At 70.4% G+C, this 15,220-nt stretch carries 13 protein-coding genes, 1 tRNA gene and 1 pseudogene; 9 read left to right on the forward strand and 6 right to left on the reverse strand.

Annotated features, from left to right (window positions below; translation table 11 throughout):
* The first annotated feature begins 599 nt into the window (after nucleotides 1-599).
* The 4 genes from AB0D48_RS22115 to AB0D48_RS22130 all read left to right on the forward strand — a co-directional run bounded on the left by AB0D48_RS22115 (nucleotide 600) and on the right by AB0D48_RS22130 (nucleotide 6,187).
* Entirely contained in the window at nucleotides 600-2,207 is a 1,608-nt protein-coding gene (locus AB0D48_RS22115) for a D-alanyl-D-alanine carboxypeptidase (protein WP_362399406.1), read from the forward strand.
* A 274-nt stretch (nucleotides 2,208-2,481) separates the two neighbouring features.
* The gene (locus AB0D48_RS22120) at nucleotides 2,482-4,227 is read left to right on the forward strand and encodes an MFS transporter (protein ID WP_362399586.1); all 1,746 of its coding nucleotides are present in this window, start codon (nucleotides 2,482-2,484) and stop codon (nucleotides 4,225-4,227) included.
* Nucleotides 4,228-4,326: 99 nt separating this feature from the next.
* The gene (locus AB0D48_RS22125) at nucleotides 4,327-4,527 is read left to right on the forward strand and encodes a hypothetical protein (protein WP_362399409.1); all 201 of its coding nucleotides are present in this window, start codon (nucleotides 4,327-4,329) and stop codon (nucleotides 4,525-4,527) included.
* Nucleotides 4,528-4,918: 391 nt separating this feature from the next.
* Nucleotides 4,919-6,187, forward strand: coding sequence for a HAMP domain-containing sensor histidine kinase (locus tag AB0D48_RS22130; RefSeq protein ID WP_362399411.1), 1,269 nt, complete (start codon nucleotides 4,919-4,921; stop codon nucleotides 6,185-6,187).
* 75 nt (nucleotides 6,188-6,262) lie between these two features.
* On the opposite strand, the gene AB0D48_RS22135 is transcribed toward AB0D48_RS22130, so the two are convergent.
* Nucleotides 6,263-6,335: transfer RNA gene (locus AB0D48_RS22135), tRNA-Arg, on the reverse strand.
* 698 nt (nucleotides 6,336-7,033) lie between these two features.
* On the opposite strand from AB0D48_RS22135, the gene AB0D48_RS22140 reads away from it, so the two are divergent.
* Complete coding sequence (locus tag AB0D48_RS22140; RefSeq protein WP_362399414.1) at nucleotides 7,034-7,399, forward strand: hypothetical protein; 366 nt, start codon at nucleotides 7,034-7,036, stop codon at nucleotides 7,397-7,399.
* Between the two features lie 49 nt (nucleotides 7,400-7,448).
* The gene (locus tag AB0D48_RS22145; RefSeq protein WP_362399417.1) at nucleotides 7,449-7,787 is read left to right on the forward strand and encodes a contact-dependent growth inhibition system immunity protein; all 339 of its coding nucleotides are present in this window, start codon (nucleotides 7,449-7,451) and stop codon (nucleotides 7,785-7,787) included.
* A gap of 221 nt (nucleotides 7,788-8,008) precedes the next feature.
* Here AB0D48_RS22145 and AB0D48_RS22150 read toward each other — a convergent pair.
* A pseudogene (locus AB0D48_RS22150) lies at nucleotides 8,009-8,607 on the reverse strand (IS5 family transposase); the annotation flags it as partial.
* Between the two features lie 52 nt (nucleotides 8,608-8,659).
* Nucleotides 8,660-9,544, reverse strand: coding sequence for an MBL fold metallo-hydrolase (locus tag AB0D48_RS22155; RefSeq protein ID WP_362399420.1), 885 nt, complete (start codon nucleotides 9,542-9,544; stop codon nucleotides 8,660-8,662).
* Nucleotides 9,545-9,675: 131 nt separating this feature from the next.
* On the opposite strand from AB0D48_RS22155, the gene AB0D48_RS22160 reads away from it, so the two are divergent.
* Nucleotides 9,676-10,104, forward strand: coding sequence for a MarR family transcriptional regulator (locus AB0D48_RS22160; protein WP_362399423.1), 429 nt, complete (start codon nucleotides 9,676-9,678; stop codon nucleotides 10,102-10,104).
* A 235-nt stretch (nucleotides 10,105-10,339) separates the two neighbouring features.
* On the opposite strand, the gene AB0D48_RS22165 is transcribed toward AB0D48_RS22160, so the two are convergent.
* From AB0D48_RS22165 to AB0D48_RS22175, 3 genes are all read right to left on the reverse strand, one after another.
* Nucleotides 10,340-10,618, reverse strand: coding sequence for a hypothetical protein (locus AB0D48_RS22165; protein WP_362399426.1), 279 nt, complete (start codon nucleotides 10,616-10,618; stop codon nucleotides 10,340-10,342).
* Nucleotides 10,619-10,741: 123 nt separating this feature from the next.
* Nucleotides 10,742-11,134, reverse strand: coding sequence for a TOBE domain-containing protein (locus AB0D48_RS22170; RefSeq protein WP_362399429.1), 393 nt, complete (start codon nucleotides 11,132-11,134; stop codon nucleotides 10,742-10,744).
* A gap of 31 nt (nucleotides 11,135-11,165) precedes the next feature.
* Nucleotides 11,166-12,443, reverse strand: a complete 1,278-nt coding sequence (locus AB0D48_RS22175) for a M6 family metalloprotease domain-containing protein (protein ID WP_362399588.1) — start codon at nucleotides 12,441-12,443, stop codon at nucleotides 11,166-11,168.
* A gap of 249 nt (nucleotides 12,444-12,692) precedes the next feature.
* Here AB0D48_RS22175 and AB0D48_RS22180 point away from each other — a divergent pair, with 249 nt between their 5' ends.
* Nucleotides 12,693-13,514, forward strand: coding sequence for a TetR/AcrR family transcriptional regulator (locus AB0D48_RS22180; RefSeq protein ID WP_362399432.1), 822 nt, complete (start codon nucleotides 12,693-12,695; stop codon nucleotides 13,512-13,514).
* A 62-nt stretch (nucleotides 13,515-13,576) separates the two neighbouring features.
* Nucleotides 13,577-15,121, forward strand: a complete 1,545-nt coding sequence (locus tag AB0D48_RS22185; RefSeq protein ID WP_362399435.1) for an MFS transporter — start codon at nucleotides 13,577-13,579, stop codon at nucleotides 15,119-15,121.
* Nucleotides 15,122-15,220: the final 99 nt, after the last annotated feature.

The raw sequence follows: 15,220 nt of genomic DNA on the forward strand, positions 1-15,220 counted from the left end.
CGTCTGTTGGTTCTTCCGGTCCGGCGGATCCGAAGGCGGCCCCGGCCGATGCACCTGCTGATTCCGCTCCGGCGGAGCCGAAGGCTGCCGTCGCCGACGGGCCGGCCGACAGTGAGCGTACTGCCGTTTTCCGTGCGGTGAGGCCGGCTGCCGCCGAGCGGCCCGTGGATTCCGGTTCGGCATCGCCGAAGGCCCCTGCTGCGCCGTCTGTTGGTTCTTCCGGTCCGGCGGATCCGAAGGCGGCCCCGGCCGATGCACCTGCTGATTCCGCTCCGGCGGAGCCGAAGGCTGCCGTCGCCGACGAGCCGGCCGACAGTGAGCGCACTGCCGTTTTCCGTGCCGTGAGGCCGGCTGCCACCGAGCGGCCTGTTGACTCCGGTTCTGTGCCACCCAAGGCGGCCCCGGCCGGGCGGGCCGGCGATTCCGGTCCGGCGAAGCCGGAAGGTGCTGCCGGCGACAGTGAGCGGACGGCCGTGTTCCGGGCCGTGAAGCCGGATGCTGATTCGGGTTCCGGTTCGGGTTCCGGTTCCGGTTCGGGTTCGGGTTCGGATTCCAGGGCTGATTCCGTCAAGGAGCCCGCACCGCGGGAGCGGACCGGGGTGTTCCGGATTCCGAAGGTGGATCCCGATGCGGAGTCCTCCGACAGCGAGCGCACCGCCGTGTTCCGCGCGGTGAAGCCGAAGCCGGCAGCCGACTCCGCTTCCGCCGACTCCGCTTCCGCCGAGCCGAAGTCCGCCGAGCCGAAGGCTGCCCCTGCGGCCCCCAAGGCCAGCACCTTCGTGCCGTTGCGGAGCGACGAGGCCGGGCAGCCGCCGAAGCCGAAGACGGCCGAGGCCGCGGCTCCGAAGGCTCCGGCCCCGAAGCCCGCGTCCACCGCCGCGTCGGACCGGACCGAGCGGACCACCCAGCAGCCTCTGCCCCCCAAGCCGCCACTCGACATGCTGGCGGACCTCACGAACAACCCGCCCCCGCCGCCGAGCCCGCTCCGCACGGCGATCCGGCGGTTCAAGATCTACTTCCCGCTCGTCGTGCTCCTCGCGATCATCCTCGCCGTGGTGCAGCTCGTGCGTCCGCTGCCCCAGCCGAAGCTCGTGATGAGCGCGAAGTCCTCGTACACCTTCGGCGGCTCCAAGCCCGAGCTGCCCTGGCCCAGCGAGGGCCAGGCCTACATGGCCGCCGCCGGCCTCGGCACGCTCGGCCAGTCCGGCGAGCAGAAGCCCGTGCCGATCGCCAGCGTCACCAAGTCCATGACGGCGTACATCATCCTGCGCGACCACCCCTTCAAGAAGGGTGAGCAGGGCCAGATGATCGACGTCGACAAGACGGCCGAGACCGAGGGCAAGAAGAACAACTCGACCGACAACGAGTCCACCCTCGACACGGTCAAGGAGGGCGACAAGATCTCGGAGCACGACGCGATCGCCGCGCTCATGATCCCGTCGGCCAACAACATCGCGCGGCTGCTCGCGCGCTGGGACTCCGGTTCCCAGGAGGCGTTCGTCAAGAAGATGAACGACACCGCCAAGGAACTCGGCATGACCAACACGACGTACACCGACCCCTCGGGTCTGGACGCGACGACGGTCAGCACCGCCGAGGACCAGGTGAAGCTGGGCCTGAGGCTCGTCGAGATGGACGCGCTGCTGGAGATCACCTCGAAGCCCAGCTGGACCGATCCGTCGGGCAAGAGCTGGCGGAACTGGAACGGCCTGGTCCCGTACAACGACTCGCTCGGCATCAAGACCGGTACGACGACGAAGGCCGGCGGAAACCTCCTCTTCGCCGCCCAGAAGAAGGTCGGCAAGACCAACCAGCTGATCGTCGGAGCCGTCCTCGGCCAGCACAAGCCGCCGATCATCGACAGCGTGCTCGCCGCGAGCAAGCAGCTGATGATCGCCACCCAGAAGGCCCTCGAAGGCGCGCCCGTCGTGAGGAAGGGCGATCTCGTGGGGTACGTGGATGACGGACTCGGCGGCCAGACCCCGGTCGTCGCCACTGCCGACGTCCAGGCGGTCGGCTGGGCCGGCCTCACCGTGAACGTGAAGCTCGCCGACGGCGGCGGCCAGATCCCGCAGACCGCCAAGGCCGGCACCGAGATCGGCGTGCTGACCGTCGGCGAGGGCGCGAGCCAGGTGAAGGTGCCGGTGGCCCTGCAGAGCGACCTCGCCGCGCCGGGCATCGGCAGCAAGCTGACGCGCGTCGGCTGACAGCGGGTGAGAGCGTGGTTCCGGCGTCCCGGGCAACCCCGGGGCGCCGGAGTGCGTCTTGGGTCCCGGGACCCGGGACGTGTCCGCGGGCGTGGACTTGTGGACTCACGTGTTGATCCATGTGTTGATTCATGTGTGGGGGAGTGCGGCTGTGACCACCGCTGAGCAGCAGGGACGCCCGCGGGCAGCCGTTCTCTCGGCCGTCGACGGGGACGGCGACGGCGACGGCGCGGTACCCGCTCCCGCCGCGCCCGGCGGCATACCCCACCGGGCTCTGCACTGGGTCTGCCGTCACCCGGTCGCCGTATCGACGCTGCTCGCCGGGGTGCTGCACGTCGTCTGGTTCTTCAGCTTCGCCAACAGCGGCGGCGATCTCGCGGCGCAGGACGCCTGGGCCGAGTTCGTCGGCCGCCACCCCGACTCGGCGTACAACCTCGCCTGGTACGGCGGCATGCACCCCGTCTCGTACAGCGTGGTCTCGCCGTACCTCATGCACATGCTCGGCGTCCGGACCACGATGATGATCGCGGGCACCGTCTCGGCCGGGCTGCTCGCCCTGGTCCTGACCCGCTGCCGCGGCGCAGTGCGCGAGCCGCTGTGGCCCGCCCTGGCCGGGGTGTACGGGCTGCTCTGCAACGCGCTGTCGGGCCGTGTCACCTTCGGCCTCGGCGTGATGTTCGCGCTCGGCGCGGTCGCCGCCGTCTTCTGCTGGCCGCGCAAATGGGCGGAGCGGCGCTGGGCCAAGGCGGCCGCCGCGGCTCCGCTGGCCGGGCTCGCGACCGCCGCCAGCCCGGTCGCCGGGCTCTTCCTCGGGGTGATCGCGGCCGCGCTGTTCCTGAGCGGGCGGCGTCCGGGTGCGTACGCGCTGGGGCTGGCCCCGGCGGCCGTGGTCGGACTGTCGGCCTGGCTGTTCCCCTTCTCCGGGACGCAGCCGATGAAGCTGGGCTCGGCGGCTCCGCCGTTCGTGTTCGCGCTGGCGATCCTCTTCCTCGTACCGAGGCGGTGGAAGACGGTCCGGATCGGCTCGGCCGTCTACACCTTCGGGGTCTACCTGACCTGGCAGATCGACTCCCAGGTCGGTTCGAACGTGACCCGGCTGGTCATGCTGTTCGGCGGGGCCGTGCTGCTCGCGGCGCTGCCGTACTCGGTGCGGGGCTCGCGGCACTGGTACGCGGTCCTCCTGGCCTTCGCCGGGCTGAACATCTGGATCACCACCAACAGCATCACGGACATCGTCCGCACCACCCCTGTGGCCGCCTGGAACCGCGAGCTGGCCCCGCTCGTCGACCAGCTGCAGAAGGCGGGCGCCGACCGCGGCCGGGTCGAGGTGGTCCCGGCCAGCAGCCACCGCGAGTCCTCCGCCTTCCCCTCGTACGTGAACCTCGCGCGCGGCTGGAACCGGCAGGCCGACCTGGAGCGGAACCCGCTCTTCTACGACGACACCCTCACCGCCGACAGCTACCGGGCCTGGCTGGAGCGCTGGGCCGTGCACTACGTGGTGCTGCCCGCCGACAAACCCGATTCGGGCGGCGAGGACGAGGCGAAACTGGTGCGCGCGGGGCTTCCCTACCTCCAGCAGGTGTGGGGCGACGCGAACTGGCAGCTGTTCAAGGTGCACGACCCGACGGATCTGGTGTCCGGGCCGGCGACGGTGGTGCGTGCGGGCGCCGACCGGCTCGTCATCGACGTGAAGCAGCCCGGGCGGGTGCTGGTGCGCATCCCGCACTCGCCGTGGCTGGGGCTGGTGGACGGGGCGGGCAAGCCGGTGGCGCCGCCGGAGGAGACGTTCGCGTCGAAGGCGAAGACGGCGGACCCGAAGGAGTACGCGAATACGGCCGGATGTCTGTTCAAGGCCGCTCCGGACGCGTCCGGCGACGTGTGGACGGAGCTGCTGGCGCCGGCGCCGGGGGAGTACCGGGTGGCGGCGAAGTACCAGCTGCCGCGGGGCACGCCCTGCCCGGAGGGGCTCGTCTCCAGCACGCTGGGGCCACCGGACCGGCCCGCTCGGCCCCGGCCTTGATCCAGAAATCGTTACGCCTCGTCCGGGTGCGTTGTCCTGTATATCTGCATACGATCCCAGTAGTCCGATTGGGTGCTTCCCGAGGGAGTTGACGACGGGATGAGCAAAGAGCAGAAGCGGGACTTCCGAGCGGCCGTTCAGGCCCAGGAACGGGACCGGCCCCCTCGTCCGGCGGGCCACGGCTTCGACGGCCTGGTGCGGACCAAGGTCAAGGGCGGGGCGCACACGAAGGCGGCCCTGAAGCGGTCCGGAACTCCGCAGGGCGACCGCATCGGCGAGCGCAGCAGAGGCCTGAGCTGACCTTTTCGTACTGACTCGTACAGCCCTTCCGGCTTCGGCCGGAAGGGCTTCGTGCGTCTTCACGGCTGAAGATCGACGCGGCGGGTGTGGACGTGCACAAGAAGGACTTCGCGACGCCGAGGACTACGGGGACACCGCGCGCCCCGAGCTGCGCCTGCTGACCTGCGGCGGCCGGCTGAAGGGCGGCACCCGGACGTGCTGTATGACCCGGTGTATCCCGGCGTGTCCCGGAGTGCTCCGGCGCGATCCGGTCGCGTCTGGCCTGATCCGGCGTGATCTCGACCGGAGGCCGCCTGATGCCCGCTCAGGCGGGCGCATTACCGTGAGCCGAGGGGAGTCCGGCGACGGACAGGGGCGACAGACGAGTCAGGACGGACGGGTCCGCAGGATCATGAACGAGACCCAGCGCACGACCGGCCTGCGGCTGCCCGCGTGGACCTCCACCCTGACCTGGAAGGCCGCCCTCTTCATCACCTTCATGTGCTGCGGGCTCGCGGCCCTGCTCGGCGGCCTCGTACACAACGCCATGACGCACCAGACCGTCGGCACGGCGCGCGAGAAGGCGCTCACCAAGCTGGAGCGGACCGTTGCGGCGTACGAGGCCGGCGCGCGCATGGCGCGAGGCGAGGGCATAGACCCCGTCGGCCTGCCCGCGGAACTGCGCGCACTGGCACTCAGCGGCAAGCGCGGCACCGCCATCGGCGAACACCGCGGCCGGTCCGCCATGTGGGCGGCGGGGCCCGCCGACAACGGCACCGCGATAGCCGTCTCCGTCGACTTCACCAACGCCGAGCGGGCCATCGCCGAGCTGGACCGGGCCATCCTCGGCTCGTCGGTGCTCGCCATCGGCGGCACCCTCCTCATCGGCGCGCTCGGCGTCACCCGGATCACCCGCCGGCTGCACCTGACCGCTCAGGTGGCCCGCCGGATCAGCGCGGGCGACCTGGACGCGCGGGTCGACGACAGCCCGCGGAACAAGGACGAGGTGGCGGCGGTCTCCCGGGCCCTGGACACGATGGCCTCCTCGCTCCAGCGCAAGCTGCAAGCCGAGCAGCGCTTCACGGCGGACGTAGCCCACGAGCTCCGCACCCCGCTGACCGGCCTGAACGCGGCCGCCGAGCTCCTGCCGCCGGGCCGCCCGGCCGAGCTCGTACGGGACCGCGTACGGGCGATGCGCGCGCTGACCGAGGACCTGCTGGAGATATCCCGGCTGGACACGGGCACCGAGCGCGTGGACCTGGACTCGTACGACCTGGCCAACCTGGCGGCCCGTGCGATCCGCGCCTCGGGCACGGACACGGCCCTGGAGGTGGTCTCGTCCCTCAGTGTGGAGACGGACCGGCGCCGCCTGGAGCGGATCCTGGGCAACCTCATCGCCAACGCCCACAAGCACGGCGCGGCCCCGGTCGCGCTCAGGGTCGACGGCCGGACGCTGACCGTGACGGACGCGGGCCCCGGCTATCCCGAGTACCTCCTGACCGCCGGCCCGCAGCGCTTCCGTACGGAGGGCATGAACAAGGGCCACGGCCTGGGCCTGACCATCGCCGCGGGCCAGGCCCGCGCCCTCGGCGCCACCCTCTCCTTCCGCAACCGCGAGCCGGCGGGCGCCGAGGCCCGCGTCACGCTCCCCACCCCACCAGTCACCGAAGCCGCCGAGTAACTCCTGCACCGGACTCGCCCGTTCCCGCACAACGACGGGGACCCCCGGCCGAAATCGGCCGGGGGTCCCGGACTGTGCCCTCGGCAGGATTCGAACCTGCGACACCGGCTTTAGGAGAGCCGTGCTCTATCCCCTGAGCTACGAAGGCGGGGATCTGTCGGAAACGTGTCTGTAAGTCTGCCGAGGTAGGCGGACTGCGCAGGCGTGCTTGGCGACAGGGCGCGGTGGCAGCCCGTGAGGGCGTAGCCACCGCGGTCAGTGTAGCGGGTGGTGCATGATCCGTAGGCGGAGATACGTGCGCGCTGGCTCAGGCCGCGAGGGCGTGGGTGATCTTGGCTCGGGCGACGGAGTTGCTGAGCCAGGCTCCGGAGGAACCTGCCGCAGGTGCTCGGTCCGGTTGAAGCGTTGCCGCTTCGTCGAGGGGTCGATCTCGCGGTTCTCTGCGGTTTCGTCGACTCGGATGCGCGTGGTGTGGTTCTTCACCCGACAGGGGATCGTCAGCCGGTGGTAGAAGCGGGTCCGCTTCCCCTCCCGGCATTCGAGCTCTTCGACGGGCAGTGGGATGTAGTGCGTGGTGCCCCTCGTCTTCCCACGGTTGCTCACGACGGGGCCGGACCTGCTCATGTCTTATCTCGGCCCATAGCCCGACACGACGTGCCAGGCATCATGCGAGGCTCTTCGAGGCCGGCGTCCTGGCGACGGAGGCCAGACCGACTGACTTGGTTCCACCTCACCTCCCCTGAGCAGGACAAGTGGATCTTTGCTCGTTCTTTGAGTTGTCCGCAGTTGCGAACGATCGGTCGCGGTTAGGGCCGTATGGCTGCGAGGGCAACGAGGGGGGACGCGGTGGGGGACGAGGGCAAGATCCTCGACATCAAGACGGCTGATCTGAAGGCGACAGCGCCGGTGTTTCACGATCAGAGCGAGGCGCTCGGCACGGCACTGGGCACGCTTGCCGCGCCGCTGGCGAAAGCGGGGGCCGCGTGGGGAGACGACGACCCAGGCAAGGAGTTCCACGAGAAGTACGGGCCGATCGTCGCCAAGATCGAGAAGTCGGCAGGCATCCTCCAGGAGGGCCTGGCGAGCATCCACACGGCGATGACCGACATGGCAGACGGCCACATAGAAAACGATGCCCTGGTCGGGGCCATCTTCCGCAAGGCCGTCCCCGCGCCCCACGGGGAGCCCGACGACCCGGGCCACCAGCAGTGAGTACCGGTGACAAGGTCCGGGAGATCGTCACCGACGTCACCGGAATCGAGTGGCCCGCCGCCAACGTCGGCAAGCTGCGCGACATAGCGAACGCTTGGCGGAAGTTCGCCGACGACATGGAAGACGTCGCAGCAGCCGCCAACAAGGCCGGCTGGAATACTCCTCGCACAGGGAGGCTCTGGACGACTACGTTTCAGATGCTTCGGAGAGTGACCTCCGGCAGTTGGCGGACGAGATTCGTGAATTCCTGATCCTCAACGAATCGGATCAAATGCTCAAGCAGTCGGCGGCGACGCTGGGGCTTGGTATTCTCCCGCCCAAGGGCGTGCGGCTGCGTCCATGGCTAGCGGATGTACGGGAAATTCTTCTACACGCGCGCCAGGGATGAATTGCGAGTAAGTGCCGCTTGGCACTCGACCCCTGATCGCTCCAGATAGAGGCACTGCCCGGTCTTGCCTTCCTGGCAACGCCCGCAGGCCCAATGCGCGAGGGATCCGCGCACCGGGCCTGCTCTGGGTGTGGAAACGTGGATCAGGGATCAGCCGCAGCAGCGCCGTCCGGCCGGAGGGGCTGGATTGGCTCGTACGCGGTGTTACCCAGCAGCTTGGCGGTGAGGCGGCGGTGGCAGATGAGGGCTGCGGCTATGCCGACGAAGGCAAGGAAGTGTTCTGCCTTGCGTTCGTAGCGGCGATGGAGCCGTCGGCAGCCGGCGAGCCAGGACACGGTCCTTTCGACGACCCACCTGTGGCGGCCGAGCCGCCCAGAGGACTCTATGCCTTTGCGGGCGATGCGGTGGCGGGTGCCGCGTTTGCGCAGCCATCGGCGCAGGTGGTCGTCAGTCGCAGCCCTTGTCGGCGTGCAGTTTCGCCGGCCGTCGCCTGCGGGGGCCACTGCGTGAACGGATGGGCGGGATCCCCTGCACGAGAGGCTCGAGAGCAAGGCTGTCGTGCATGTTGGCGCCGGAGATGCCCAGAGATAGGGGCAGTCCGTTCCGGTCGGTGATCAGGTGGATTTTCGATCCAGGCTTGCCGCGGTCGGTCGGATTCGGTTCCGTCAGTGGCCCCTTTTGCAGCCCGCATGCTGACCGAGTCGATCGCACACCGCGACCAGTCCAGTTCCCCGCGGGCGCCGAGTTCACCCAGGACGACGCGGGGGAGCCTCGCCCAGACACGAGCCCGGCTCCACTGGGCGAAGCGCCGGTAGACCGTGGATCGGCGGGACGCCGCCGTCCGATCCGGCGAGGGCACCCCGGCCGGTGGGTCAGGCGTCCACGGGTCGCCAAGCAGGGCCGTCTCCGTCTTGCCGGACGTGTCCGAACACCACGTCGGCGAAGTGGACGCCGAAGCCGATCGTGCCGGGCTCCGCCAACTCGGCGACGAGGCGGCGGCGGTGTTCGGCGGTGCGGGCGGGGTCGTGGTCGAAGGCCGAGGACCAGTCGGGGTGGTCGACCTGGATCGGCGAGTGCATGGCGTCGCCGAAGGCGATCAGGCGCCGGCCGCCCCCGGTGATGACGTACTCGGCGTGCCCGACGGTGTGGCCGGGGGTGATCCGCACGCGTACGCCGGGGAAGACCTCCTGTCCGTCCGTGACCGTACGTACGCGCGGTGCGAGGGCGGCGACCTGCTCGGTCATGCCCTGGGCTTCGAGGAGGTCGCGCCGGTCCCACTCCGGCGCCGAGACCAGGTGGTCGGCGTGGGCGAACACGGGCCGGTCGCCGCCGGGGGCGGGGTGGCAGGCCCAGCCGAGGTGGTCGGAGTGGAGGTGGGTGAAGGCCACCGCTTCGATGTCCTCGGGGCCGCGGCCGAGTTCGGCCAGGCTGTGCGCGAGCGCACCGCCGTGGATCACGCTGATGGGGCCGTCCGGAGCCTCGTGCGTCTGCGGGCCGAAGCCCGCGTCGATCAGCAGTGCGCGGTCGCCGTGCTCCACCAGCAGGCTGCCGACGCTCCCCACGACGTGGCCCGTGGCGTCCAGGTACTCAGGGTGTGCGGCCCACACCTCCTCGCTGGTGTCCTGGAGCAGTTGCAGCGGCCGGAGCCGCACATCACCGTCCGGCACGTACGACACCTTCGTGTCGCCCAGCTGTAGCGAGCGGATTCCCGCCGGCCGGCGCAGTCGTTCGTCCTGATCTACCGTCAATTCGGGCATGGGGTCTCTCCTGTGAGTTGCTATCAGGTCGTCGTCGCGTCTCCCGCGGCGGCGACGCCCACCATAAGCATCAAGTTCGAATCATTCAAGCTGTAAATGTTTTGTCTTGACGGAGTTGCTAGGGTGGTGGCATGACGACGTCCCCCCAGCCGCAGGCCATCGCCGAGCGACAGCTGTGCGGTCTGGTGACGGGACTGGCCCAGCGGATCGCCGAGCACCTGCGGGAGTGCGCCGCCACCCTGGGTCTCACCGCGTCCCAGGCGACGGCGCTGCGGGAGATGAGCGGGCCGATGACCATGCGGGATCTCGCCGAACGCATGAGTTGCGAGCCCTCCAACACCACCTTCGTCGTCGACAAGCTGGAGAAGCAGAAGCTGGTCGAGCGTCACCCGCACCCCACCGACCGCCGCGCCAAGCACCTCGTCCTCACCGCCGAGGGCACCGCACTGCGGACACGCCTCCTCGAAGTCCTTGCCGTGGACTCCGCGCTGTCCGGTCTCACCCCGCAGGAGCAGCGCGTCCTTCACGGCCTGCTGGAGCGGGCCCTCACCTCTCCGTGAGTCGGCGTCGCAGCGGCCGCAGCAGCCGCAGCAGCCGCAGGCACGAGATCAAGAAGCTCATCGAGGGTCTGATCGCGGAGATCGCCCCGGAGCCGACGGCCTGAGCGAGCCGTGTCTGTCGAGCGGTCGGTGTCGACCGAGCCGTGTCGTCGAGCGGGCCGTGTCGACCGAGCCGTGTCGACCGAGCGAGCCGTGGTGGACCGAACAGCTCGCGGCGGCCGGGCGGCCGCGGCCATCAGTACGGGCGCGGGGACATGACCTGGGGCTCGGCTCCGACAGCCTCGAGGAAGCAGCGCGGCACGCCCGGACCGGGCGTGGCACGCACCGACACGGTGCTGGGCGGATCGGTGGGGAGTTCCACGGGCACGCTCACGGGGTGGTCGTCGTGCGTCGTCGCGTGGCCGGTCTCCTTGCCGTCGACGAGCACCTCCACCTCTACCTGGTGGCCCGTCTGGATGGTGGCACTGACCGAGTGCCCGGCGTGATCAACGTGGAAGTGATGGCGTCGTCTCATCGGGGGTGCGCCTCCCACTGATCATTTACGGTCGGGTTCCGCACCTCAAGCGTAGCCACGAGCTCCCCGAGCGGCATGCCGCCGGCGGCGCGTACCCGAAGCGCCCCAGTCCGCCCGATGTGCTCAGTCGCGGTCGACGTGCACGCTGGTCGACTTCACTCGGGCGGTGGCGCGCATGCCGACCTCCAGCCCCAGTTCCTCGACGGCCTCGCGGGTCAGCAGCGACACCACGCGGTGCGGCCCCGCCTGGATCTCGACCTGCGCCGCGACATCGCCGAGCTTGATCCCGGTCACGATGCCGGGGAAGGCGTTGCGCGCCGAGGTGTACGGGGCGTCCGCCTCCTCCGCGCCCTCCTGGGCGGCTTCCACGCAGAAGGCGGCCAGGTCGGGCCCGTCGACGATGCGGCGCTTGCCGTCCCGGCGGGTCGGGAAGCGGTCGGCGTCCGCCCACCGCCGAGCGGTGTCGACGCTCACGCCCAGCAGCCGCGCCGCCTGTCCGATGGTGTAGGACTCCATGCGCACACCCTAAGCCGACAGGCGCCGGCGGTTACGGCCGGATGATCCGCACCTGGTAGCTGCCGTCGCGCAGTTCGCCCACCACCGAGATGCTGATGCCCGCCTTCTCGTCGGTGAACGTCTCGCCCGGCCGGAACGGCGCGTCCGACAGCTCCGCGTGCACATTGGGCCGCCGGGTGCAGCCGCCGCTCGCGCTCGCGCTGTCCGACACCGTCACCGGGCCGCGCCCGGTGTCCACGTCGGAGTCCACCTTGTAGATGAGGACGCCGGGCTTGCAGACGGCCTCGTCGTTCCCGGCCCGCGTCCGCACCTCCACGGCGTACCCGACGCTCTCCGACAACGGGACGAAGGCCAGTTTGGTCCCGCCCTCGACCCCCAGCGGCGACAGAACGTGGTCGCTGGTGCCCGACTTCGACGCGCAGCTGATCTGCGTGCCGTCCAGCCAGCCCAGCTTCCACTTGTGCCAGCCCAGCAGGTCGTTGTTGGCACCCCAGTCCTCGCTCATGATGTCCCAGTGCCCGACCGTGCCCCCGCCGTCGGAGGTGTAGAGGTCGGGCAGTCCGAAGACGTGCCCGTTCTCGTGCGGGAGCACCCGGTAGCCGGTCTCCCGGTAGGTGCCGGAGCCGTCGTCCTGCCGGCTGTAGACGAAGGACGTATTGGCCAGCGGCACCCCGTCGGCGGTCGGCGCCTCGCCGTTGCCCGAGAAGGTCACCGACAGGACGGTGTCCAGGGCGGAAGGCCCGGCGTTCGGGGTGACCAGGATGTTGATCAGGTCGTACCGGCTGAAGTCCACCTCGGAGTCGGCGGCCTTCGCGATGTGCTCGACGAGCTGCCGGTAGCCCGGTTCGTACGAGGACCCGCGCTCGATCCCGTACGCCGCGAAGGGCATCGGCATCCGCAGCCAGGCCCTTATCGGGGCCTCGGCCCGGTAGTTGAGCCGTCCGTAGGAGCTGGTGCGGTACCAGTCGGAGGTCTGGGGGAAGAACTCCGCCAGCCGGTCCAGCGCCGAGCCCTCGCCTTGGGAGTCCGGGAAGTCGATCATCAGGTTCAGGGCCCTGACCTCGCCGGTCGAGCGCGAGTACCCGGGCGGCGTCGGCATGCCCTCGGACATCTGTACGCCCATCGTGCCGGCGATCCGGCACGGAGCGAGCGCCGATTCCGCGGCCGTGGCCACGGGCCCGGCCGCCGAGTGGGTGCGGCTGGATATCCCCGCGCTCGCCGTCGCCGTGATGCCGAGCGCCAGCGCGGTCAGCGTGACGTACGCGCTGCTCCGGCGTGGTGTGCGTATCCGGTGGCGGGTCTGCGGCATGGAGGAGATCGCCTTCGGGTCCGCGGCAGCCGGCCCTGCCCGGTCTGCGCTCTGTTCGCTCACCCTCCGACGGGTGCGGCGCGCCCGCGCGTCGGGAGAGGCCGAACGTGAAGGGGGCCGTGACCCAGGTCACACGGAGGAGTGAAATAACCGGGGACCAGATCCCCGTTTGTACGTGAGTCCCACCAAGTGGGGACCGGCTCCCCGTTTTGGGGGGCGTACGTGTCGCCGAGTCAGGGAGGCCCCGGAATGAAGCGCCCCACCACCACCGCCCCGGCGGCCCTGTCCGTCCCGGACGGGGCCGTGGACCTGGCGCCGGCGCCCGCCGCCTCCCCCGCCCGTACGCCTCGTACGCCCGGTGCTTCGCGTACGTCGGCGCCCAGCGCGTCCCGCACGTCCACGCCCCGTACGCCCGGAGCGCCCCCTGCGTCCACGTCCCACGCGACCCGCCTCCCGCGCCCGCGCGCAGACGCCGTCCGCAACCGCGAACGGATCCTGGCGGCGGCCCGCGAGGTGCTCGTGGAGTTCGGCTCCGGCGCCCCGTTCGACGAGGTCGCCCGCCGGGCCGGCATCGGCAACGCCACCCTCTACCGGCACTTCCCCGACCGCCCGACCCTCGTCCATCACGTCGTGCTCTTCGTCATGGACCGGGTCACCGTCTCGGCCGAGGCGGCCCTCGCAGAGGAACCCGACGCCTTCGCGGCGCTCTGCCGGTTCACGCATGCCGCCGCCGACGAACGGATCGGCGCCCTGTGCCCCATGCTCGCCGACGACTTCGACCGCGACCACCCCGAACTCCTCGCCGCGCGCGGAGCCTTGGAAACCGCCGTGGAGACCCTGCTGACGACCGGCCAGGACACCGGACTCGTCCGCACGGACATCGGCGTCGGCGACCTGATGGTCGCCCTCTCCCAGCTCAGCCGCCCCCTCCCCGGCACCGCCTGCCTCGACGTGGACGGCTTCGTGCACCGTCATCTCCAGCTGTTCCTCGACGGGTTGCGCACTCCGGCCCGCTCCGTGCTGCCGGGTTCGGCCGCCACGCTGGACGACCTGAGGCAGAAAACCATGTGACGCGCACAAGCTTCTCAAAATAGCCTTTTTCAGTCATTCCGCACAGTGAAGTGGGTACCCCCATGTCAAAAACAGCCGCGACACCGCCGCTGGCTGCAGATCCCAGCCGCTGGAAGGCACTCGTCTTCATAGCCCTGGCCCAGCTGATGGTCGTCCTCGACGCGACCATCGTGAACATCGCCCTCCCCTCCGCGCAGACCGACCTCGGCATCTCCGACGGCAACCGCCAGTGGGTCATCACCGCGTACGCGCTGGCCTTCGGCGGACTGCTCCTCTTCGGCGGCCGCATCGCCGACAAGTGGGGCCGTAAGAACGCCTTCGTCGTCGGCCTCACCGGCTTCGCCCTGGCTTCCGCCCTCGGTGGCGCCGCGAACGGCGAGGCCATGATGCTGGGTGCCCGCGCCCTCCAGGGTGCCTTCGGCGCGCTGCTCGCCCCGGCGGCCCTCTCCCTGCTCGCGGTGATGTTCACCGACGCCAAGGAGCGTGCCAAGGCCTTCGGCATCTACGGTGCGATCGCCGGTGGCGGTGGCGCCGTCGGCCTGATCCTCGGCGGCTTCCTCACCGAGTACCTCAACTGGCGCTGGACCTTCTTCGTCAACATCCCCTTCGCGATCGTGGCGGCCGTGGGTGCCTGGCTGGTCATCCGCGAACCCGCCGGCGGCCGCAACCGCGCGCCGCTCGACATCCCCGGCGTGATCCTGTCCACGCTCGGCCTCGTCGCCCTGGTGTACGGCTTCACCCGCGCCGAGTCGGCCGGCTGGTCGGACGGTACGACCGTGGGCATGTTCATCGCCTCGGCGGTCCTGCTGGCGGCCTTCGTGTACACCGAGTCCAAGGTGAAGTCGCCGCTGCTCCCGCTGCGCGTCCTGCTGGAGCGCAATCGCGGAGGCGTCTACCTCTCGCTCGGCCTGGCCGTCATCGCCATGTTCGGCCTGTTCCTCTTCCTCACGTACTACCTCCAGATCGTGAAGGGCTTCTCGCCCGTCCAGACCGGCTTCGCCTTCCTGCCGATGATCGTGGGCATGATCACGGGTTCCACGCAGATCGGCGCCCGCCTGATGACCCGGGTCGCTCCGCGCCTGCTGATGGGCCCGGGCTTCCTGCTCGCGGCCACCGGCATGCTCCTGCTGACCCAGCTCGAGGTCGGGTCCTCGTACCCGGCGTTGATCCTGCCGGCGCAGCTGCTGCTGGGCCTCGGCATGGGCACGGCGTTCATGCCGGCCATGTCCCTGGCCACGCACGGGGTGAACCCGGCGGACGCCGGCGTCGCCTCCGCCATGGTCAACACCTCGCAGCAGGTGGGCGGCGCCATCGGCACCGCGCTGCTCAACACCATCGCCGCCTCGGCGACCACCGCGTACCTGACCGACCACGCGGCCGAGGCCTCGGCGGGCGGCGCGGCGGCCAAGCTCGTCCAGGCGCAGGCCATGGTCGAGGGCTACTCCTCCGCCATCTGGTGGGCGGTCGGCATCCTGGCCGCCAGCTCGGCCATCGCGCTGACCCTGATCAACACCGGCCGTCCCGGCGCGGGCGGCCCGGTGGCCTCCGGCTCGGGCTCCGGCTCCGCCGCGGACGCCGAGCTCAAGGTTCCGGTGATCGCCCACTGACGGGGCGCCCGCCCGGGAATGACTGAACACCCCGCTTGGTTCAAATTTGAACCAAGCGGGGTTAGTCTTTTTGAGCGACCCCGTACCGACGACCGAGGA

Origin of the sequence: Streptomyces sp. NPDC048269, assembly GCF_040652395.1 — a bacterium.
In the GTDB taxonomy this organism is placed as follows: domain Bacteria; phylum Actinomycetota; class Actinomycetes; order Streptomycetales; family Streptomycetaceae; genus Streptomyces.